The following is a 22,930-nucleotide window of genomic DNA, read 5'->3' as shown; positions in this document are numbered from 1 at the left end:
TTACAAACGTTTCTGTATAAATATAGTAACCCTTATTTTTTTAGAATTCAACATAAAAAACACATATTTTCAAATATAAGGTATTTATTTACCTAAAATCAACTGTCTTAAATAAATAAAATACAATTATCATATAAAAATATATTTAAGTAACGATGTTGAACTATTATTATAAGAATTGATAGTTATATGACGTTAAATAAATACAAAAAATAAGAAATATGTGTTTTGTGTATAGAAATGAATTCGTTTGATATGCAAAAAAGTAATAGATATTAATATATTTGTTTAAATTCATTCCATAAAATGTTTTTTAGAAACTATTGTATAAAAATATTGTAAATACATTTATACTAAGATACAATATATTTATGTAAAAAAATACAAATTATTCTATATTATTATCTTAAGTGATTAAATAAGACCTACCTTTAAAAATGTAAGTCTGATGAAGGAGATGAAAGAATGTCACGCAAATTAAAAATAAAAGATAATACTGATATTTATAAAACAGCTAACTTTTTTATGATGCGTACTCCAATATTAAGTTTAGATAAATATTATGAACTATCAAACATAAATGAATCATTCATCCACATGATAAAGGATCTATTCCGAGTTCCGTTAATTAGAGAAGCTATACTGGTATCAAGTAAATCACTTTATGATTCTTTGAAAAATTCTGAAAATTACAATCAGCAAATAGTAAGCTCATTCCTGAAGTATTTTATTCGTATGTCAACTAGGACAACCCCTTTTGGATTATTTGCAAGTGTAAATATTGGATCATTTGATAAAGAAACAAATATGGAATTAAATGATTACAATCACTATACAAAAAGAGCACGTGTAGATATGAAGTGGTTGCTAAGTGTATTAAAAAAAATAGAAATGGATAAAAATATATTGTTTAAGTTGCGAGTTAAATGTAATTCAACATATCTTTTTAAAGGTAACAGAATAGATAATCTATTTTTAAGTTATTATGGGCAAAAACTTGAAACAGAAGAAAGTAAATATTCTGCGGTTTCTATAAAGTTATCAAGAATGGTGCAATATACGTTAAGTTTATGTAGTGATTATATTAGAGTTGAAGATATTTTAGAAAAGTTCTCAAAGTTTGCAGTGGATATCCCTAAGGAAACAATTTTAAGCTTTATTATTGAACTCCTGAATAAAGAATATATAATTTCAGAACTTAGACCACCTTTAACTGACGAATCACCATTAGAATACGTACTAAATATATTATATGAAATACAGGAAGCTAAGAAAATTTATAATGTGCTACTAGATTTAAAAAAATCTATAGATAATTATAATTGTTTAGAATTAGGACAAGGAGAAGAACAATTTTTGGATATAGTAGAAAAAATGAGCGCATTTGAGCAAGCTTCTCATTATCTACAAGTTGATTTAAAATCATCTATGAAAAAGTGCATATTAAATAGTGAAATTGCAAGAGATGTAGAAAAATTTTCGAAACTACTCACTAAGTTATCAGTTCTTAAATCTACGCCTCACCATTTAGCTCAATATAGAAATACTTTTATAGAAGTGTATGGTACACATAGAGAAGTTCCGTTTTTAGAGCTTATTGATATAGATAGGGGAATAGGATTCCCTGCTACGTATATGAATCCTATTAGTAATAAGAGTTTGAATGAAGGAACTCCTATTGAAAATGAACTGAAATTTCAAAATTATATTTATTGCAAGTTAAGTGAAGTAATGATTGATAAAGCTGCACAAATAGATATTCGAGATGAAGAAATAGATGCTTTAAATCTTACGGAATATGATGTGAACAAATTGCCAATATCATATGAAATAAATATGTTTGTAGTAGGATCTAAAAAGGCAGTTGATGATGGTAATTATAAGTTGGTTTTAGGACCGAATTTTGGATCGGCCAAAGTTGGTAAAACTTTTGGAAGATTCATGTACATGTTTGATGATAGTATAAATGATAAACTTTCTTATTTAATAAGACAAGAAAATGAAATAATTAATGATGATAATGTAATTGTCGGTGAATTAGCTTATCTATCTGAAAATGGAAGAAGCCTGAATGTAGCGTTAACAAAGAATTACCTTGGATATGAGTTGCCTATAGCCACAAATTCTAACAAAGATAATGTGTTAGATCTTCAAGATATAGTTGTAGGCGTTGAAAATAATGAATTTTATTTGAAATCAGTTAAACTAAATAAAAAAATAGTATTGAATGTTAATCATATGCTTAACCCAAATATTTGTAATAATATATATAGGTTGCTAGTAGAAATATCGATAATAGATAATCATTTTTCTATGATGAGTACTTTGAATGTAGTGATGGACAAGTTTATTTATATACCCCGAATTAATTATAAAAATATAATAATTTCGCCACGTACATGGAAGGTTAATTGCGAATTATTAAAAATCAAATCTAGTAAAGAGAATTTTGACAACTTTAAAACAAAGTTTTTAGAATTTAGTGAGAAGTATAAAATTGATCAGTTTGTATATTTAACTTATATGGATCATAGGTTGCTTCTAAATTTAGAGAATGAGTTGCACTTAAGAGAACTTTTTTTAGCTGTTACTAAAAATAAGAATAAATATATAAAATTAATAGAACAAGAAACAAACTATAAAGAAAGTATAGTTGAATCAAAAAACGAAGTCTTTTTTTCAGAAATAGTTGTTCCTTTAGTGAGAACTATAAAAAATAATTCAAAAAAGCAAAACATTAATAGTAACACTGATTTAGATATATGCTCAACCTTTGATAGAAGAAGAGTTGATATACCTTTTGGAGAATGGATTTACTTAAAGTTATATGGAAATAAAAACAGGGAAAATGAACTTATAGCAATTCACTTGAATAAGTTTCTCTCTAATTTATTAAATCAGGGATTAGTAAGAAAAGTTTTTTTTATAAGATATTCTGATCCAGAACAACACATTCGTATTAGAATGTTGAAATCAGATGAATCAAACATTGAACTATATGAGCAAATTAATAAATTTTTAAACTCGCTATATGATTTAGCATTGATAAGAAAAGCGACTATGGATACTTATGAAAAAGAAGTGGAAAGATACGGAGGATTAAAGTTAATAAGCTATGCAGAGAATTTATTTTATAAAGATACTTTATCAGTGATTGCCACACTAAATCTAATTGAAGCAAGAAAAATTAATATGGATATAAAGATAATAGGAGCCATAGGCATAATAAAGTTCTTAGAGGATTATGGTATGGAGTTTAATTCTCAGCTTGAATTATTTAATAAAGTAGTTAACCCAAATGAATATAGAGAATCTTTTGCTAAATATAGAAAAGATTTAATCAAGTTAGCGAATTCTAACGATAATTGGAATAGTCTAAAGTCTATAAATGATGGAAAGCTACTATTTGAAATAATGACAATTAGAACAGATTCAATTATGGACTATAGAATAAACATTAATGAATCAAAGAAGCAAGGTATACTAACTAATACAGAAGAAAATATAATACTTAGCGTAATTCATATGTTCTGCAACAGATTATATGGTACTAATAGAATGTTGGAGAAAGAAGTAATGGCGTTGGTTAGGCATACACTATATTCATTAAAATATTTTAAAAAATAAATTAAGGGGATTTAGGACATGTGTCTAAATGATGACAGTAAAAAATTTTCTATAGATAATATCATAGATGATTTAGTGGAAAAGTTTACAGATTTACATTACGTATATGATAATGTTTGTGGTGTCGAGGACGATGTAAGAGATTTTTCATTAATAGGTAGAGTTTTACCTTCGGTTAATATTTTGCTTAGCGAGGTAGAAAAGTATAAAAATATAGATTTAGAAAAATATACTCATTATAATTTAAAGATTCTTAATGAATATTATTCACGTAATAATTACGGTTTATCATCCTTCAGTGGGTTAGCGCATTTAGGGTATTCTACCTTAAGTATATCTAACAATAAAAAACAGTATACAACATTCTTGGATTCTATTAATAAGATTATGATAAAAGGTGCAAATCACTATATTTTATCTGGAACTAGAGCAAGTATGCACAATTGTGATTGCATTAATGGCTTTGGAGGGGTTATTAGATATTTGCTTCACTTCAAAGAAAATAATGATGTGTTAGAAACCATAAGACAGTTATTAACATATTTAATCTCTTTAACACTAGAAAATAAGGAAGTACTTGGAGTTAAGGTGCCGTATTGGTTTTTGTCAGCAGAGGAGCAATTACCACATGAGAGAGCAAGTTTCCCAAACGGAAAGATAGATCTTGGGTTATCACATGGAATTACTGGAGTGATATCTATATTATCTATAGCTCTACTAAGCGGAATTGAGGTTAAGGGGCAAAGGAGTTCAATAAGGCGGCTTTTGGAGTTTTGTTATGCTTATAGGATGGAAGTGGACAACCTAATATATTGGCCTAGAAAAATAGCTATAGAAGATTGGATTGATGGTAAAAAAGACTTTGATTGGTCCAGGCCTAGTTGGTGCTATGGTGAAGCTGGGATATCTAGAACCATATATCTTGCTGGTAAAAGTTTAGGGGATTCCTACTTTGTTGAAGATTCAATAAGAGTAATTATATCACAAGCAAACTCAAATAGAGAGGATTTTGGATTTATTTCACCTACATTTTGCCACGGATATTCTGGATTATTACAAACCCTTAATGTATTTTATCAGGATACTAAAATTGAGAGTTTTTTAGAACCTATAGATAATATTACTAATAAGATACTTAGTTTCTATGAAAAAGATGCTGCGTTTGGGTTTTATGATTATGAATATAAGTTTAATCAAGAAGTAAGTAAAAATATTGATATTGGTATAGTAAAAGGAACTACTTCAATACTATTGCCACTTTTAGCCACTATACAATATAGCAAAACTAATTGGGATAATATGTTTTTAATAAATTAGAAGAAGAACTGATATGTTTAATACATTTGGATGAAGGTGATGTAGAATTGAACAATATATTTAAGAGATACGTTTGCATAAAGCAACATGATTCTAAAGATTGTGGATGCGCATGCTTAGCTACAGTTTGCAAACAATATGGACTTACTATTCCGATTTCAAAAATTAGAGAGTTAGCATCAACTGACAAAGAAGGAACAAGTGTATATGGATTGATTAATGCTGCAGAAAGTATTGGATTTGATGTTAAAGCTGTTAAAAGTAATGATTTTAGAAAAATATTTAGTAATCTTCCATTTCCAGCTATTGCTCATGTTATCATAAATAAAACTATACCACACTATGTAGTAATACATGAAGTTAGTGAAAATGAAATAATTGTAGCAGATCCCAATGTTGGTATTGTTAAGTATAAACCAGATGACTTCTTTGAGATTTGGACTGGGATAATTATGTTGATGTTACCTAATTCTAGATTTGAGCAAGGGAATCAATCAAAAGGGTCATTTAAGCGTTTCTTAAGTCTTTTGAAGCCACAAAAGGGATTAATAGTTAATATATTTTTAGCCTCAGTACTTTATACTGCTTTTGGAATTGGGGGATCATTTTATTATCAATACTTAGTTGATAATGTATTGCAATATAATATAGAAAATACATTGAATGTAATATCAATAGGATTCGTTATGTTGAGTATATTTGGAGTTTTATTAAATACATTTAGAACACAGCTACTATTATATCTAACCCAGAGAATTGATGTTCCATTAATGCTGGGATATTATAATCATGTAGTTAAATTGCCTATGAACTTTTTTGGAAGTAGGAAAATTGGAGAAATTCTATCTAGATTTAATGATGCTAACAATATAAAAGAAGCTATTTCAGAAGGTACATTAACTATATTGATTGATACTATTATGGTTCTTATAGGTGGATTCATTCTATATAGTGAGAATCATCTTTTATTTAGTATTACATTGATTCCAGTAATTTTATATATAATTATAGTTTGGAGCTTTAATAAGCCAATAAGTAACATAAATAGAACGACAATGGAAAATAGTGCAAATATGACTTCGTATTTAGTTGAATCATTAAATGGTATTGAAACTGTCAAATCATTTAACGCGGAAAGAGAAGTATGCATAGAGACTGAAAGGAGACTCATTAGAGTTGTAAAGGCTGTATTTAAAAATGGGTTTATTAATAATATTCAGACATCTCTAAAAAGCGGAATAAAAGGTGTTTTTGGGATTGTGTTGTTATGGATAGGTGCACATGAAGTAATTAATGGAAGACTAACAATAGGGCAATTGTTATCATTTAATGCTTTATTAGTTTATTTTCTTACTCCAATTGAGAATTTAATTAATTTACAATCTAAAATACAAACAGCTATAGTTGCAGCTGATAGATTGAGTGAAATATTAGATATAGAAATTGAGAAATCTAGGGACGAGGATAAGAAGATTAAGCCAGAATCGCTAAAAGGAACTATAGAGTTCAAAAATGTTGACTTTAGATATGGAGAAAGAGAACATATACTTAAGGATCTGTCATTAATTATAAGGCAAGGTGAAAAAATTGCTTTAGTAGGTGAAAGTGGAGCGGGAAAAACTACTTTAGCGAAGCTTCTTATGAATTTTTATAAGTGTAATAATGGTGAACTTCTGATCAATGGTTATAATATACAAGATATAAATTTAGATGTTTTAAGGGAAAAGGTTGTATATATATCCCAAAATATATTCTTATTTAGTGGAACAATAAAAGAAAATTTGTACTTTGGTAAATCAGATATAAATTTAGAAAAAATAATATCTGCATGTAAAAAAGCCAAAATACATGATTATATTAATTCGTTACCGTTAAGATACGATACATTAATAGAAGAAAACGGATCAAATTTTTCTGGAGGTCAAAAACAAAGGCTAGCAATTGCAAGAGCTATACTGAAAAAACCAGATATAATAATTATGGATGAAGCTACAAGTAGTTTGGATTCAGTCACTGAAAAAGCAATTGAGAAAACTATGTATGAGTTTAGTAAGGATACAACTACTATTATTATAGCTCATAGATTAAGTACTATAATGAGATGCGATAAAATATATGTTATTGATAAAGGTACGATAGTGGAGGGAGGAGCACATAACGAATTGATTAACAATCGAGGAATTTATTATAATCTCTGGAAAGATCAACTGCCTGATTATTATATTAGTAATGAGATTGCATCAACTATGATTGATGAGGTGATTTTCAATGAATAATATAATATTAGACTTAGATGAAATAACTGATAGTAAAGAGATGTTAGAGGCTAAACCACATAAATTTATTAATATATTTATATATATTATAATTGTATTTTTATCTAGTGCTTTAATTTGGGCATATTTTAGTGAGACTGAAATTGTTGTTAAGGCAAACGGGATAGTAAGATCTATTACTGAAAATCAAAGAGTAATTAATCCTTCAACAGGAAGAGTTGAGAGTGTTAACCTTAAAGATGGGCAAGATGTAAGAAAAGGAGATATTCTTTATACTATAGAACACACTTCTTTAAATCTGCAAAAAGAGAATTATGAAAAACAAATCGACAATATTAATAATGAAATCATTAATTTGAAAAAATTAAGCGATAGTATTAATAATAATAAAAATTATTTTGATTATTCAGATCCTAAGGAAAAAGAGTACTATAATAAGTTTTTAAAATACAAAAACGATATAGATGACGCTAACAATCAGTCTGACTTGAGTAAAGATCAAGCAGAAAATCAAGTGAATATTTTACAATCACAAGTAAATGAAACTCAAAGTGATTTAGACAATTTGGAATTGCTTGAAAAATCAATAAATGAGGGGATTAACTATTTAAAGAAAGGGAGTTCTTATTATAGTCAGTATTTAGACTACGACATTAGTGTAAGTAATTATAAAAAAAAGATAGATGAAATTCAAAGCCAGTATGATAATATCAAAGGAAAATCTGGTGTTGGAACCGAACAGTTAGATACTGTACAAATTAATTTGGGCGATGCTAAAGATGATTTAATAAAATATAAAAATCAATTCAATACAAACTTAATTAGTAGTTTAGAGCAAGATAAGAAGAAATTGAATGAATTACGAGGAACATTGGATAACACTAATGATTTATTTAATAAAACTTTAAATAGCAGTAAAACCTCACTAGAAAAATATAAACTTTCTATGTTAACTCAAATTGACGATACTATAAAAGCTGATGAGAGTAAGCTTCAAGAATTAAAAGTAAGCTTACAGCAAATAAAATTGAACATAGAATCCTATATTATTAAGGCTTCAATAGACGGAAAGATAAGTATTGATACAAATATTAGTAAAGATGATATGATTCAAGCAGGTATGGATATAGCTACAATTGTTCCTAAAGAAAGCTCTCAGTTTAAGGTGCAATTATCAGTTGCAAACTCTGATATTGCAAATATAAAAGAAGGGCAAAATGTTAAATACCATTTTGCTGCGCTTCCATATAAAGAATATGGAGAGTTACAGGGCAGAATTTCGAATGTAGGCATAGATTCTAAATTAGATACACGAAGTGGTACAAGCTATTATTCTGCTGAGGGGGTAATAGATAATAAGACTGTTTATAGTTATAAAGGAGAAAAGGCTCAGATAAAGGTTGGAATGTTGTGTGAAGCCCAAGTCGTTACAAGGAAGGAAAAGATAATTTACCGTTTATTAGAGAAAATTAACTTCAAGTGATAATTGTTATTTTAATATGGATTTATAATAATATTAAATTACTGAAGATTTCGAGAATTAATAAAAAGGTTTATAAATTTAGGGAGGAATTAATATGATTTTTGCTCCACCGGTGTTACCAATGATTTTTGTAACCAACAGGACTGATAAAGATATAACTAATATATATTTTAAAATAGAGGATTATAAGTCAGGAGATTTAAGGATAAAGAAAATACGAAGTAAATAAAATGGTGTAGTAAGTTTTTTTAATAGGGGATATAGTGGTACTAGAGATCTGTATTTATATCATTATGATAGTAATAACAATAAAATTCAGTATTTAATTTTCGATAAATTAACATATAAGTTTTGTTCTAATATAAGAGTTTTAATAATATCTATAAATGAAGATGAATCTCTAAATTTTGCGGTTTCAATAGATTACGATAACACAAGATACTAAAAAATTTATATAAATAAATTGTTTTTTAAACTTCATTAATTAGTGTGGATAAAATTGATATAAAGTAATAGTTATTTCCATTTATTTGAAAAGATATTTCACACTACTTCAGGGATAAACATAGTATAGTGTATAACAATACTTGGAGTTGAAGGCTAAATGCTTTATGCACTGATTTTAGCAGGAGGCAAGGGAACAAGACTTTATCCACTATCTAGATCAGACAGACCTAAACAGTTTTTGAAGGTGGTAAATAACAAAAGCTTTTTAGTTAATACTGTTGACAGAGTTCGCCCATTGGTACCGACTGACAATATCTATGTTATTACCAATAAAGATTATGAGAATCAGATAAAAGAAGAGCTATCAGACATTTGTGCTGACAATATATTCACAGAGCCTAGTAATAAGGAGACTGCTACCTGTATAGGTCTTGCGGCTGCAAAACTTCTTAAAAATGATAAGGATGCTGTGATGATGGTATTACCTTCAGATCACCACATTGAAGGAGAGAAGAACTTCTTAGACACTTTAGAGCAGGCAGTGGAAATAGCAGATAGAAGAAGAGGTATAGTAACTTTAGGAATTGAACCAACTAGACCGGAAACAGGGTATGGTTATATTGAGATGGGCGAAAGAGTTGGTGGAAATATAGCTACCTTTAAGGTTGCAAGGTTTACTGAAAAACCTAATGTTGAGGTAGCAAAAGACTTCATACTAAAGGGCACCTATCTTTGGAACAGCGGTATGTTTGTTTTTAGAGCAGACGTAATTTTGAGAGAGATAGAAAAATATCTTCCTAAGATGTATAAAAGTTTGATGGAGATATATAAAAATCTTGGAACAGAAAATGAAGAAAGTACAATAACAGAACAATATTGCTTGATAGATGGTATCTCCATAGATTTTGGAGTTATGCAAAAAACAAGAAAGGCCTATGTTCTGAAGAGTGACTTTTTATGGGATGATATAGGAAGCTTTAGTGCATTAAGTAGATTTTTAAACACCCATAGAAACAATAGTATTTCAAAGAATGTGTTTTTGGAGGAATGCGAAAACTGTTCTATATTTGGTAATAAAAATCTAATAATAGGCTTTGGAATAAAGGACTTAGTTATAGTAGACGCAGGTGATGTTATCTTGGTTATGGATAAAGATAAGGACCAAGAGATTAAGCATCTTTTAAATACACTAAATGATGATGACAATTATAAGGGATATATCTGATGCAAAAGGGCAGCTAGTAAATAGCTGCCCTTTTGTTATTTTTGTTTATAGAGGATTCTATCATTAAAATTTAAGTCGTGCATATTTAAAAATAAATAGAAGTTTAAAGTTATACACAATTGGTGAAAGATACTTGTAATTATATTTATAATTATACATAAATTGACTTTAAGTGAAATTTATAGTAATGTTTTGTTTACAATATTGTATTGGAGGTAAATAAGTGCATATCATATTTAAAACATTTAAAAGAAAAAAATTAGCAACTGCATTTCTGATATTTGGAATTTTTATAGGTATAACCGTTTTATCTTTTAATATAAGTTATATGCAAGCCTTAAAAAATCAAAATTCTATACAGAATGTTGATACAGAAAAGATATCAAAAATCATTATACCTAGTTCAAGTGAATTAAGTTTATTAAGTGAATATTTGTTAGATATTAAAGATAAATCATATACGGAAGTTAGCTTAAAACGGTCAATTAAAGATAAAGAGTATAATTTAAAGGGGATTTATTATACTAATGACTACACTGATAAAAATGTACTTGGTAATAAAAAGTTTAGTTTTGCACAAGTAGATTCTACTAATCAAATTGCAATCGTTGGGATGAAATTAAAAAATTATATATATAAAAGAGATGGAAATGAGTATATATCTTTAGACGGTAGTGAGTTTAGCGTTATCGGAGTAAATGAACTACCGTTTAATGGCAATTCAATAAATATTCCTCTAAAAACCTTCTTAAAGCTACAGGGCAATCAAAATATAATGGATATGACATTTTTGATGATATCAGATAGTATAAGCAAATATTCATTAGATCAAGATTTTCAAAAATTATTGAATATAAACGGAGGGGTAATAGATCTAACATCGGAGCAATACAATGTTTCAAGCGGGGTATTAAATGTCATTACCTTCATAATTATAGTGATTGCTATAATTAATGTTATGAATTTTACTGTTTTATGGATATCTGAAAGAACGAAAGAAATAGCATTGAGAAAGACAGTTGGAGCAACCAACAAGGATATAAGAAATTTGATATTTAACGAGATTTTGGCTTTATCTATTGTTGCGTTAGTAATCTCAATAGTTTTTCAAGCTATAATGTATAGAATTATAAATAGCATGGGATCGTTAGAAATATATTTACAGCTCTCCATAAAGAATATTGTAGTTTCCTTTATAGTTTCTTTTCTTATATCACTTTTAGCAACTATTCCTCTTTACTTTAAAGCAAGTGAAATAAGTCCAGTAATAGTACTGAAGGAGGAATAATTATGAGAAACATATTTGTACAAGCTTATAAAGCATTAAGGAAAAGAAGATTTTCAACAAGATTAATAATTGCACAGCTTTCCATATGCATAGTTAGTTTTTTATTTTTATTCCAATTAGTTAATTATTATAATGAGAGATACAACAGATATAATAATATATTTGAAGCAAATAGAACGTTGACATATGCGAAATATTCATCAGGCCCTAGTAGCTCAGCTATGGCTTTTCAAACAATGGACTATTTAAATACGTTGAAGAATAAAGGGAAAATCTCTGATATTATGATTTATAGACCGTACTCAGCTAGATTGGTTATAAACAATGAAAACTATTTGTGCTATCAAGTTAGCTCCGGTTTCTTTAATAAACTTAATATTAATATTGCAAAAGGAAGAAGCTTCACTGATGATGAGCTGGATTATACAAAGTATAAAGAGGATCTTCCTATAATAATAGGTAGCAAATTAGGGGAGATATTGAAGGTAGGAGATGTTATATCGGATTCCTATGATCATGACCTAGGAAAGTTTACTGGTCACTATAAGAGGAATTTCAAGGTTGTGGGAATAGCTAAACCAGGAAGTTTAGCTACATTTATAACATCTACTTCTGACCTTATGAATATGTTTATAAATGATTATGGCATATACTCACCATTAGGATATTATAAGTACTATACGACGTACAAGACTGAAGCTAAGGAAAATATAGCTCAAGCTATAGAAGGCCAAAAGAAATTGGGATTGGGCTATGAAGTAAAAGATAATACAATAATTACTGAACATAGCGACTATGTGAGCGCTATAGTAAATTTCGATTTTCAGGTAGTAGTAAATAAAGGTGAAAGTGTAGATAGTGTTAAGGCTATGTTAGCTAAGTATAATAATGAGATTAAGGGTGGTTATAAGATACAAGATATTAAATCTACTAATGGAACTATATCAAATGTATTTAGGCAGCTAGAGATAGGCCTTTTAACACTAACAATAGTATTATTTTTCTTTTCCATAGTTGGCATAACTGGCACAACTTTATATTCAATAAATCTTAGGCATAAGGAATTTGGAATAAGACTTTCGCAAGGGGCCAGGTTAAAGGATATAGCTCAATTAGTATTGGCAGAAGTGTTTTTGAAAAATTTAGCAGCCTTTTTGATTTCCGTTGTACCTTTCAAAATATTTGAATACTTTGTAAACAAAAATGGAGAAAAGGATATTAGTATGGCTTATACACTTACCTTTGACTATAAGCTATTTATTATACTAATTGCTTTAATATTAGGAACCACATTTATTTCAGTGATAATTCCAATAAGGAGAATAATGAAATTAGATATAGTTGAGTTAGTTCGTAAGTAGCACATCTTTACCAAAGTTTTCTATACAAGGAGGAGAATTAATTTTGAGCGTAATATCAATGAATAATATAGTAAAGGTTTATGGAAAAGAAATAAAAACTGAAGCTTTAAAAGGTATTGATTTAGAAATACAACAAGGAGAAATGGTTGCTATAATGGGGCCATCAGGATCTGGAAAATCTACTTTGTTAAACATTATTGGATGCATAGATTCACCAACCTCAGGAAGTTATTTTCTAAATGGTGAATCTGTTGATAAACTTACAAAAGACCAATTGGCCTCAATACGAAATAAAAATATAGGATTTGTGTTTCAAAGTTTTAATCTTCTCAATGACTATGATTTAATAGATAATGTTACTTTACCACTTGTTTATGATAGACAATTCAAAGGGTCTATGAAAACGGCCGCTATAAATATATTGGACAAGGTTGGTCTTAAGGATCATGCTAAAAAGGCGCCAAATGAGCTGTCTGGTGGACAACAACAAAGAACTGCTATAGCAAGAGCCTTAATTACAAATCCAGATATTATTTTAGCAGATGAGCCTACAGGTTCACTCGATAAAAATACTGGAATAGAGATAATTGAGCTTCTGAAAGAAATAAATAAAAACGGTAAAACTGTTGTTATAATAACTCATGATCAGAATATAGCTAACTACTGTTCAAGGACAATAAGAATAGAAGATGGAAAAGCAATATATAGATGAATATAAAAATACAGAGCTAAGAATAAAACAACTTTTATTCTTAGCTCTGTTTATTTTTATTTAAGACTTTCTACAGCCTTTTTAGCCCATTCTGAATCCTTAAGTATAGCTCTTCCTACACCTATTAAATCGGACTTATCATCTGCTAGAAGCTTTTCAGCTGCATCAGCAGAAACAACTCCACCAGTTAATATTATAGGAATATTAACAACCTTCTTTAGTTCTTCAGTTACAGGATAGAAGTAACCTTCATCTGTAAAGCCAGGAACTACAACACGATTGTATCCTCCAGAGATATCTAAAATATCAACTCCAGCTTTTTCAAACTCCTTAGCAGCTATTTTGGCATCTTCAAGAGTAGCTCCACCTTCCTCATAATCCAAAGCACCTAATCTTAATAATATAAGGAAGTCATCTCCTACAGCTTCTTTTACTGCTTTGATAACTTCAAGATGAAGTCTTATTCTATTTAATAGATCTCCTCCATATTCATCAGTTCTTTTATTGAACATAGGTGAGTAGAATTGATTTAATAGATACCCATGAGCAGAATGCATTTCAACACCATCAAAACCAGCCTCTTTAACTCTTCTAGCAGCTTCGGCAAAATCCTTTATAACCTTCTTTATATCTTCCTTTGAAAGCTCTTTTGTAACAATCTTAGTATATGGGTTTTCTATAGCAGAAGGGGCTTCAGGTAGTGAACCTGTAACTTCTTCTTTGGTAGACCCTCCAGCGTGATTAATCTGCATAACAGCTTTGGAACCATTATCTTGAATAGTTTTAGCTAGTGCTTTTAAGGCATTAACATCATTGTCTCTAGAGATTGATAGTTGATTATGATTAGCTTTACCTTCTTTTGATATATAACTATGCTCTATAATTATTAGTCCGATATATCCGCCTTTTGACTTTTCATCGTAGTAATTTATTATATCTTCTGTAAGTTCACCGTTTACTCCAGCTTTAGAAGTAGCCATTGGTGGCATTACTAAACGGTTTGGTAAGCTTAATTTACTAGTGTTTAAGGAATTAAGTAGCTTTGACATAAAACAATCCTCCTAAATTATAGATAATTCAAGTATTTATGGATGCACCACTTTGTAATGAAATTTATTACTTTTAAATTCTCTCACCAGAACCAGTGAGAGTTTTGAAAATGGTTTTTGGATTGAAGTGGAACATCTTTATTAGTCCTATAGGAATAGTATATATTATTTTAAAGTTAATTTAAATAGTATAGCGAATAAATAATAATAACTGAACATTGGAAAAAATATATTGCATATTTTTACCTTATAAAGTATATTATTGAATGTGGATGCAAATGCAAAGCATTTGCAAAAAGTCTTGAAGTGCCTGAAAAGAAAGAAAAGACTGATTTTACGATATTAAAGGATATATCTAATTTAATGATATTTTAATTTTAATAAAGCTGAACTAAGGGTGGTGACTATGAGAACTAATATAATTTTAGTAACAGGACTTTTGGGTGCAGGAAAAACATCTTTTATAAACGGACTCCTAGAAAAAGCTTTTGAGCAGAAAGAAAAAGTAGTAGTTATACAAAGAGAAATTGGAGAAGGAAAAATTAAGCATAGTAATGAAGATTTGAAAATAATGACTGTTTCAAAAAATGAAGATATAACAACAGAGTATTTACAGGAGGTTATAAAAAAGTACTTACCAGATACACTAGTAATTGAGTGCAATGGTTTTGATAAAATTCAGTCTGTAATTGATGAAATTGAAAAAAGGTCTTTAAGAAAAATAGGCTTTCTTGGAAAGGTCATAAACATAATTGAATCAAATAATTTTGGAATATATTTTAATAATTTAAACTCAACTATGGTTGAAAACATGCGTATATGTGATTTAATCGTATTAAATCACAGCAGTGATATAGACAAAGAGAAGCTAGAAGATATAAAAACGACCATTAGAAATATAAATAATAATATGAAAATATTAATGAGCTTAAAGGTTGAAGAAGATCAACTAGATGTATATGAAGATAAGAAAGCAGTAAAACAAGATTTATATTCAAATATTATAAATAAGATAATAATATTTTTATTATCAGTTTTAGGTGGCTCTGTTTTTTATTTCATAAGAAAAGGTACAAACATACCACTTATTGATTACGGTAAAATCCAGATTTTCAGTACCGTATTTCTTAGCATTTTGATTCAAGCAATTCCATTTATTTTGGTAGGAGTAGTTTTTTCTTCAGTCATTCAAGTGTTTGTTACAAGTGATGCTATAAGTAGGTTTTTTCCGAAGAGCCCAGGACTAGGATTTATAGCTGCATTGGTAAGTGGAATATTTCTACCTGTATGTGATTGTGCCATAGTTCCAGTGGCCTCACGATTAATTAAAAAAGGAATTCCTTTACCTATTGCTATAACTTTTATGCTAGCAGCTCCAATAGTTAACCCTGTGACTATTGCCTCAACAATTTATGCTTTCCCAACTCAAACTTCTATAGCTTTATATAGAATATATTTTGGAGTTACAGTAGCGTTTTTTACAGGACTAGCGTTTTATATATTTCCTGAAAAGGATATATTTTTAGAAGATAAAAACATAATAAGTAACTGTGAATGTGGCTTTTGTGAAGACAATTCAGGTGCTACAAAATCCTTTAAGGGGAAGTTAAGAGCTATATTAACCCATAGTAGCTTGGAGTTTTTTCAAGTTGGTAAGTTTCTTATAATAGGAGCATTTCTTTCTTCCATAATGCAAGTACTATTACCTAAAGAGCTTATATTTAAATTAGGAGGTACTACTTTGACTTCCTTAATTGTTATGATGTTAGCTGCATTTGTACTCTCTGTATGCTCTACCTCAGATGCATTTATAGCTAGAACTTTTATAAATCAGTTACCTTTTAGGTCAGTTTTAGGGTTCATGGTGATTGGTCCAATGATAGATATAAAAAATTTATCTATGCTACTAGGGAGCTTCAAAAAGAGATTCGTAATTAAGCTTGTGGCTATAATATTTTTTGTAGCTTTCATAAGACTTACAATATGAACCTAGTTTAAAGGGAGGAATAGGATTTGAGCAAGAATAGATACAAAATTGAACCCTTAATGAAAAGCTTAATTTTAATATCCATTGCTATCTTCTTTATATATATAATTGCAACTGGAAAAGTACTTTTATATGTGCATCCTAGAATTGTTCCATATATAAAGATTTCTATACCAGTTATGCTAATTCTAGCCCTTGCTACTATGCCAGAGATGTTTCGTCCTAGAAGAAGAAGCAATAAAAGTGAGTATATGTTTTTCTTAATACCAATAGCATTAGCTATATTAATACCAGGTAAGACTATGGATTCTAGTACAATTTCTTTTAGTAGTATAGAAGCAAATACTCTTGCTTCTAAAGCAAAAGATAATAGTACATCTAATAATAGTTCAAATCAAAATAATGAAGCTCAAGTGAATAAGGATACACAGTCTGAATCAGATAGTAAAATTGATACTAACAACGGACTTTTAATGATTAATGATGAAATTGTTATGACTGATACTAATTTTGTTAAGTGGGTAACTGAGATATCTGAAAACATGAATAAATACAAAGGAAAGAAAATCAGTGCTGTGGGATTTGTATTCAAAAGTGATATGCTTTCAAAAAACGAGTTTGTGCCAGCTAGACTTATGATGACTTGCTGTACTGCAGATTTACAGCCAGTAGGATTCTTATGTAGATATAATGAGGGAGAGCTTCTAACAAAGGATTCCTGGGTGTTAGTTAAGGGAACTATAGATGTAGAGAATTATAAAGGTCAGGATATGCCAGTAATTATAGGTGAATCTGTAGAGAAGGCAGATAAACCAAAAGTAGATTATGTGTATCCATATTAAGTGGTTATGTAAGCTCATTAAAGCATCGGATATATAACCACTTAATTTCAACACAGCGCTTTAACTTTAACAGTGCCTAATTTTAAGAAGCAACGCTTGCTCTATACTGACTTGGTGTAAGACCTGTGTATCTTTTAAAGGTTTTAGAAAAATGTTTTTCATTTGTGTAGCCTACCTTATAAGCAATTTCATAGTTTTTTAGAAGTTTATTTTTTAATAATTCCTTAGATTTCTCTATGCGATATTTATGAAGAAATTCAAGAAAGTTTATTCCTGTCTCCTGTTTAAATAACTGACTTATATAGCCTGGGGTTAAATGTATTTCTCTCGCTATACTTTCTAGTGTAATATCTTTAGAATAATTCTCTGTAATAAAGTTAATTGCTAGCTTTATCAGGGAATTATTTTTATTTAGCGGATTAGTTTTTGCAAATATATTAGAGATAATAAGCTCAAGTTGATTTTTTAATTCATCGATTGTTTCACATTGAAGGACTATATCAAAAGGTGAACTTAGCTTCGACAAAGCATTTATATCAATATCATTTTCTATACAGAATTTATTAATAGATCCTAGAAGAGACAGGGTAGCACCTTGAATATTTTTCTTTGTAGGCATACCTCCATTACAAAGTTTATCATAAAAGCTATTCAAGGCTGATCTGATTTCTTCTATTGCACCAGTTCTAAGATAATTTATTAACTTAAGCTCTTCATCTATTGGATAGGGGTTATTTACAACTTTATAACCATTTATATAATCTGAATGAATTATATTATTGTCACCTAGAAAAAATTTAAATTCTAAAGCTGCTTTAGCATTTAAATAAGATGAATTTATATCCTCTAATCTATTTACTAGCTTTCCAAGAGCAAGAGTTACAGAAAAACCTAAAAAAGCTTTTATAGAATTTCGTATATTTTCAAATGAAAGATAAATAGTATCACTTTTTGCCGTTTCGTTGTTGAAGGACAGGAAAATAATAATATCATCATCTTCTTCAAAGTAATCCATATATTCCACTGTATTTAAAGCTTCAGAGGCAATAGTTTTTATTGAACCTTTTATAAAATCTATATCAGAATCATTAAATAGGTCATATATAAGCGTAGAGTGGTCTATAGATATTATGAAAATCAATAGATTTTCATATTTGAGGTTATATAATGCTATATTTTCTTCCGAGACTTTAGTTTTATTATATGGTTTTAATATAAGTTCTTGAAGAATGTTTTTCTTAATGATTGGTAAATATTCATTAAGATTGCCTTCGTATTTTTTTAGAAGTTCATCCTTTAATCTCTCTTCTATCAGCTTGTTTTTAGCATCTATTACTGAATCCAATATCTCTGATGGACGGCAAGGTTTTAACAGATAGTTGCAGGCTGATAAGCTAATTGCTTTTTTAGCATAAGCAAAATCATCATAGCCACTCAGTATAATGCATTTTGAGTTTAAACCCCTTGAAAATATATTTTCTAATAGTTCAATGCCGTTCATTTTAGGCATTTTTATATCCATTATTATAATATCTGGCTTTATTTTAAGAATTTGCTCTAAGGCACTTACTCCGTTATCTGCTTCCCCGCATATCTCAATATCATAACTATTCCAGTCAATTAGTTCCTTTAAACCTTCAACAAGTTCTATTTCGTCGTCAACCAAAAATAATGTATACATCCAAATTATCTCCTTTATATTAAAGTGATATATCTTTAATTGGAATAGATATTATAATTTTTGTACCTAGTCCGATTTTACTTTCCATATTCAATGAGTAGTTTTCTCCAAAGTAAAGTGATAGTCTTTGATTTACATTTCCTATGGCATAACCTTTTTGTTTGTTAAGCTGGTTAGAATTGGTGGAATTACTATTAAGTAAAGAATTTATTGTTTCGTCATCAATTCCATTACCATTATCTTCAATTGAAAATACCAAGCTCCCTTCTACAACGGACCCAGTTACAGAAATATAGCTTTTATCACTATCAGCCTCTGTACCATGTATTATTGCATTTTCTACGAAAGGTTGTATTATCAATTTTGGAATTGAATAACCAAGTATATCATCATCAATAGCTACAGAGTATTCAAGTTTATTTCTAAACCTCTTACCTTGAAGTAGCAGATAGTTCTCTATAAATTCCTTTTCTGATTTTACTAAGATGAAATCTTGTCCATTATTTAAAGTAGTACGAAATAGCTTTGATAGAGCGTACACCATTTCACTTATCTCAGTTTGCTTAGCTTTTTCTGATTTCCAAAAAATCATATCCAAAGTATTATATAAAAAATGAGGATTGATTTGAGCTTGCAGAGCCTTTAATTCAGCTTCTTTTTCTTTAAGCTGCAGCTTATAAACCCTGTTAATAAGATTTTGTATGTTATCAATCATATCATTATACTGATATACTAACATTCCTATTTCATCATTAAATTTATAATCAACTTTTTCTTTAAAGTTTCCACTTTTTACTCTTCGCATAGAAGCCAATAATTGTTTTATAGGGTTTGTAAGCTTAGATGAAACAAATATTGATATAAAAAATGAAATTATAAGGCAAAATCCGATTACTGTAAGCGTCATTGTCATTATGGAACTAAGACTTTTAAACATTTCTACTTGTGAGGTAAGGGATATTAATTTCCAATGACTTTCTTTTATGACACTAGAAGTAGCTAAAAGCTCTGAACCATTTAGGCTTAGATTTTTATATTTATTATCTTCTGTTAGATTAGAAAAAACGTTGTCTAGGTTTGTACCACTTAGATATCTTTTTGTATCTTTAGATGAAATAATATTATTCTTATCATCTATAAGCGCGATACTATCGGAACCTTTTAGACCTTGAGAGTAAAGGTTTTCAATAAATGATGTATTTATGCAGATTACCATAAGTCCTGATTCTTCTAGAGTATTAGTATCTATAATAGTCCTAACCATTGCTATCTTAGGACTTCTGTTATCAGAAATTAGTATATTCTTTCTACTTCCTATATTAACCCATAAAGGAGCACCTTTTAAGTCGTGTGCGTTTTTGTAAACCTCATTTGTTTTTACAGCATCATAAGAGGAGAGCCCATTACTTCCATCCTTACTTAAATAATATTTTGAACCTTTATCACCATATATAACTATAAAGCTTATATAATCCTTAGAGGCAAGCAGTATATTTAACGGTTCTAATCCGTACTTAGTGAATTTTTCATACTCGTCAGAAGATTCGTTAGTAGTTACTAAAGATTGAATTAATGGGTTTAAACATATAAATGTAGAGAGGTCAGTAACATCCTTTTGCAAGAAGTTTATGCTATCTGCAGTTTGATTAATGTCCTTAATATTGATAGAAGTTACTTCATCTTTTAAAGATTTTGAAGCCACTAAATAAGAATAACCACCTAATATTAAACAAATTATAGACAAAATACAGACATAAAAAATTAATATCTTATTTTTGATACTAAGATTCATATAATTTATATTGAATTTTACTAAATGTTTCTTCAGGTAACTCATATGTGACTCCTTCTATATTGGATAGATTAGTTTTTGCCAAATATACACATTCTAGTCCATGATTTAAAAATATACTAATAATCAATTTAACTAGTAATGATATTTTTTTGATACGTTTATTTTGTTTAAAAGTGGTATATATAATTATATTTTACATTAAAAGAATTACTGTTTCAATTTATAGAAATATAACTTATTAATTCTTTGCGCAAGCTCGTTAAAACATTGGATGAATAACAACTTAATTTCAACACGATCCTTTATTGTTAAATAAATTTTAAGTTCTGAAAAATAATACCATTTTCTGAATTTTGCATACTACTAATTTTTACCTAAGGTTTATATAATTACTCTGTAGATTAACTGTATTTATAAATTCTAGTACAGAGTGGTAGATAAAAACATATACAAATTGGAGAAATATATGAGAATAAAAAGTTATAGAATTATTAGATATTTAGTAATAGCAGTGTTTATTGTGATTACTTGCACTAGCTGTAGCAGTGATATTATTAGTACTACATCAAGTAAAGGTTATCATAAAGATGGAAAAGTTACTATAAGATTTCTATCTAACTTACCAGAAAGAGAATCTGGTCAAGGAAAGCTTGAACAACTCTTAATAGATAAATACATGAGTGAAAATAGTAATGTAAATATTGAGGTGGAAGCATATCAAGATGAACCCTATAAACAGAGATTTAAGGCATATGCCATAAGTGATAATCTGCCAGATATATATTTTGTTTGGGGACAGCCATCTTTCTTTTATCCAGTGATGAAAGGTGGATATGCTTGCGAACTTGATACCAATAAGTTTAAAAAAGATGAATTTAAAGATGGGGCATTAGAAGGCTTTAGTCTTGATGGAAGACTATATGGTGTTCCTAAAAGCATGGATTATATGGCTCTTTATTATAATAAAGATTTATTTAATAAAAATGGAATAGATATTCCGAAAAATTTTAAAGAACTTATCGAGGTTTGCAAGAGTTTTAGAGATAAAGGAATTATTCCAATTACTATAAATATTAAGGATAAGTGGCCTTTGGCACTACTATATCAGGAATTAGTGCTTATGGAGGGGCAAGATCAAAGTTTTATATATGATGCTATACATGGTAAGGAGAGCTTTATAGATAACCCTGTATTTAAAAAAGCAGCAGAAGATTTAAAGCTACTTATAGATGCTTGTGGCATCGAAGGCACAATGACACAACTTGATTACAATACTTCTATGAATTTCTTTACAAAAAAAGAGAGCGCTATGATATACACTGGTTCATGGGAGATTGGAATGGTAAACAATACAGAATTACCTGAGGAGTTTAGAAATCAAATTGAGGTAAGTAAGATGCCTTTAGTATTACAGTCTAACTCTAATGATGATGCTCTGGTTGCCTGGAATGGTGGAGGTTATGCCATATCCTCTAGATCCCAAGTTAAAGATGAGACTATAAAGTTTTTAGAGTACTTAATGAAGCCTGAAAATTGGGCTAAAAAGGGTTTTGAAAAGGGGTTAATAGTTCCTGCGCAAAAGTATGAGAACTATTCAAATAAAAAAGAAACAAAGATACAAAAAGAATTGGTAAGCATACTCAATAATTCAAAATCGTTGAGTGGCACCTCATGGCATGATAGCTTGACTCCAAATTTTAAGCTAAACATAGAAGAATTATGCTATCAGCTGGCAGCAGGAAGGATAAGCCCAGATTACTTTCTAAAAGAGATAGATAAGGAGGTAAAGAGTGAAAATATAAGCAATGTAAAGTGAGGTACTAAGGTTATTTTAACTGGA

The 22,930-nt window shown here is 29.0% G+C and carries 15 protein-coding genes; 12 read left to right on the top strand and 3 right to left on the bottom strand.

Annotated elements, in window-relative coordinates; translation table 11 throughout:
• The first annotated feature begins 465 nt into the window (after window positions 1-465).
• The 9 genes from J3477_RS15895 to J3477_RS15860 all read left to right on the top strand — a co-directional run bounded on the left by J3477_RS15895 (window position 466) and on the right by J3477_RS15860 (window position 13,736).
• Window positions 466-3,627 (top strand): lantibiotic dehydratase, encoded by a 3,162-nt coding sequence (locus tag J3477_RS15895; protein ID WP_206870950.1) that lies wholly within the window; start codon window positions 466-468, stop codon window positions 3,625-3,627.
• Window positions 3,628-3,645: 18 nt separating this feature from the next.
• Window positions 3,646-4,944 (top strand): lanthionine synthetase C family protein, encoded by a 1,299-nt coding sequence (locus J3477_RS15890; RefSeq protein WP_206870949.1) that lies wholly within the window; start codon window positions 3,646-3,648, stop codon window positions 4,942-4,944.
• A gap of 47 nt (window positions 4,945-4,991) precedes the next feature.
• Window positions 4,992-7,220: a peptidase domain-containing ABC transporter gene (locus J3477_RS15885; RefSeq protein ID WP_206870948.1), complete on the top strand. Its 2,229-nt coding sequence runs from the start codon at window positions 4,992-4,994 to the stop codon at window positions 7,218-7,220.
• Window positions 7,213-8,703, top strand: a complete 1,491-nt coding sequence (locus J3477_RS15880) for a beta-barrel domain-containing protein (RefSeq protein WP_206870947.1) — start codon at window positions 7,213-7,215, stop codon at window positions 8,701-8,703. Before J3477_RS15885 ends, J3477_RS15880 begins: the two co-directional genes overlap by 8 nt.
• Before the next feature lie 94 nt (window positions 8,704-8,797).
• Complete coding sequence (locus tag J3477_RS26330) at window positions 8,798-8,932, top strand: hypothetical protein (protein ID WP_284692002.1); 135 nt, start codon at window positions 8,798-8,800, stop codon at window positions 8,930-8,932.
• 375 nt (window positions 8,933-9,307) lie between these two features.
• A complete protein-coding gene (locus J3477_RS15875) occupies window positions 9,308-10,375 on the top strand; it encodes a mannose-1-phosphate guanylyltransferase (protein WP_206870946.1) in 1,068 nt (355 codons plus the stop codon).
• Window positions 10,376-10,598: 223 nt separating this feature from the next.
• Entirely contained in the window at window positions 10,599-11,663 is a 1,065-nt protein-coding gene (locus J3477_RS15870; RefSeq protein WP_206870945.1) for an ABC transporter permease, read from the top strand.
• A gap of 2 nt (window positions 11,664-11,665) precedes the next feature.
• Window positions 11,666-13,024: an ABC transporter permease gene (locus tag J3477_RS15865; protein ID WP_206870944.1), complete on the top strand. Its 1,359-nt coding sequence runs from the start codon at window positions 11,666-11,668 to the stop codon at window positions 13,022-13,024.
• A gap of 43 nt (window positions 13,025-13,067) precedes the next feature.
• Window positions 13,068-13,736 (top strand): ABC transporter ATP-binding protein, encoded by a 669-nt coding sequence (locus tag J3477_RS15860; protein WP_206870943.1) that lies wholly within the window; start codon window positions 13,068-13,070, stop codon window positions 13,734-13,736.
• Window positions 13,737-13,792: 56 nt separating this feature from the next.
• On the opposite strand, the gene J3477_RS15855 is transcribed toward J3477_RS15860, so the two are convergent.
• A complete protein-coding gene (locus J3477_RS15855; RefSeq protein WP_206870942.1) occupies window positions 13,793-14,785 on the bottom strand; it encodes an NADH:flavin oxidoreductase in 993 nt (330 codons plus the stop codon).
• Between the two features lie 406 nt (window positions 14,786-15,191).
• On the opposite strand from J3477_RS15855, the gene J3477_RS15850 reads away from it, so the two are divergent.
• Window positions 15,192-16,772, top strand: coding sequence for a permease (locus tag J3477_RS15850; RefSeq protein WP_206870941.1), 1,581 nt, complete (start codon window positions 15,192-15,194; stop codon window positions 16,770-16,772).
• Window positions 16,773-16,798: 26 nt separating this feature from the next.
• A complete protein-coding gene (locus tag J3477_RS15845; protein ID WP_206870940.1) occupies window positions 16,799-17,614 on the top strand; it encodes a TIGR03943 family putative permease subunit in 816 nt (271 codons plus the stop codon).
• Window positions 17,615-17,696: 82 nt separating this feature from the next.
• Here the strand turns inward: J3477_RS15845 and J3477_RS15840 are convergent, their stop codons facing one another.
• Both J3477_RS15840 and J3477_RS15835 read right to left on the bottom strand, forming a co-directional pair.
• Entirely contained in the window at window positions 17,697-19,295 is a 1,599-nt protein-coding gene (locus J3477_RS15840) for a response regulator transcription factor (RefSeq protein ID WP_206870939.1), read from the bottom strand.
• Window positions 19,296-19,314: 19 nt separating this feature from the next.
• Window positions 19,315-20,997: a sensor histidine kinase gene (locus tag J3477_RS15835; protein ID WP_206870938.1), complete on the bottom strand. Its 1,683-nt coding sequence runs from the start codon at window positions 20,995-20,997 to the stop codon at window positions 19,315-19,317.
• A 559-nt stretch (window positions 20,998-21,556) separates the two neighbouring features.
• On the opposite strand from J3477_RS15835, the gene J3477_RS15830 reads away from it, so the two are divergent.
• Window positions 21,557-22,906, top strand: a complete 1,350-nt coding sequence (locus J3477_RS15830) for an ABC transporter substrate-binding protein (RefSeq protein WP_206870937.1) — start codon at window positions 21,557-21,559, stop codon at window positions 22,904-22,906.
• Window positions 22,907-22,930: the final 24 nt, after the last annotated feature.

The organism is Clostridium zeae (assembly GCF_017312485.1).
Classification (GTDB): domain Bacteria; phylum Bacillota; class Clostridia; order Clostridiales; family Clostridiaceae; genus Clostridium_AR; species Clostridium_AR zeae.
Note: the sequence above shows the minus strand (reverse complement) of the source record. Positions and strands in the feature narration are given on the sequence as shown.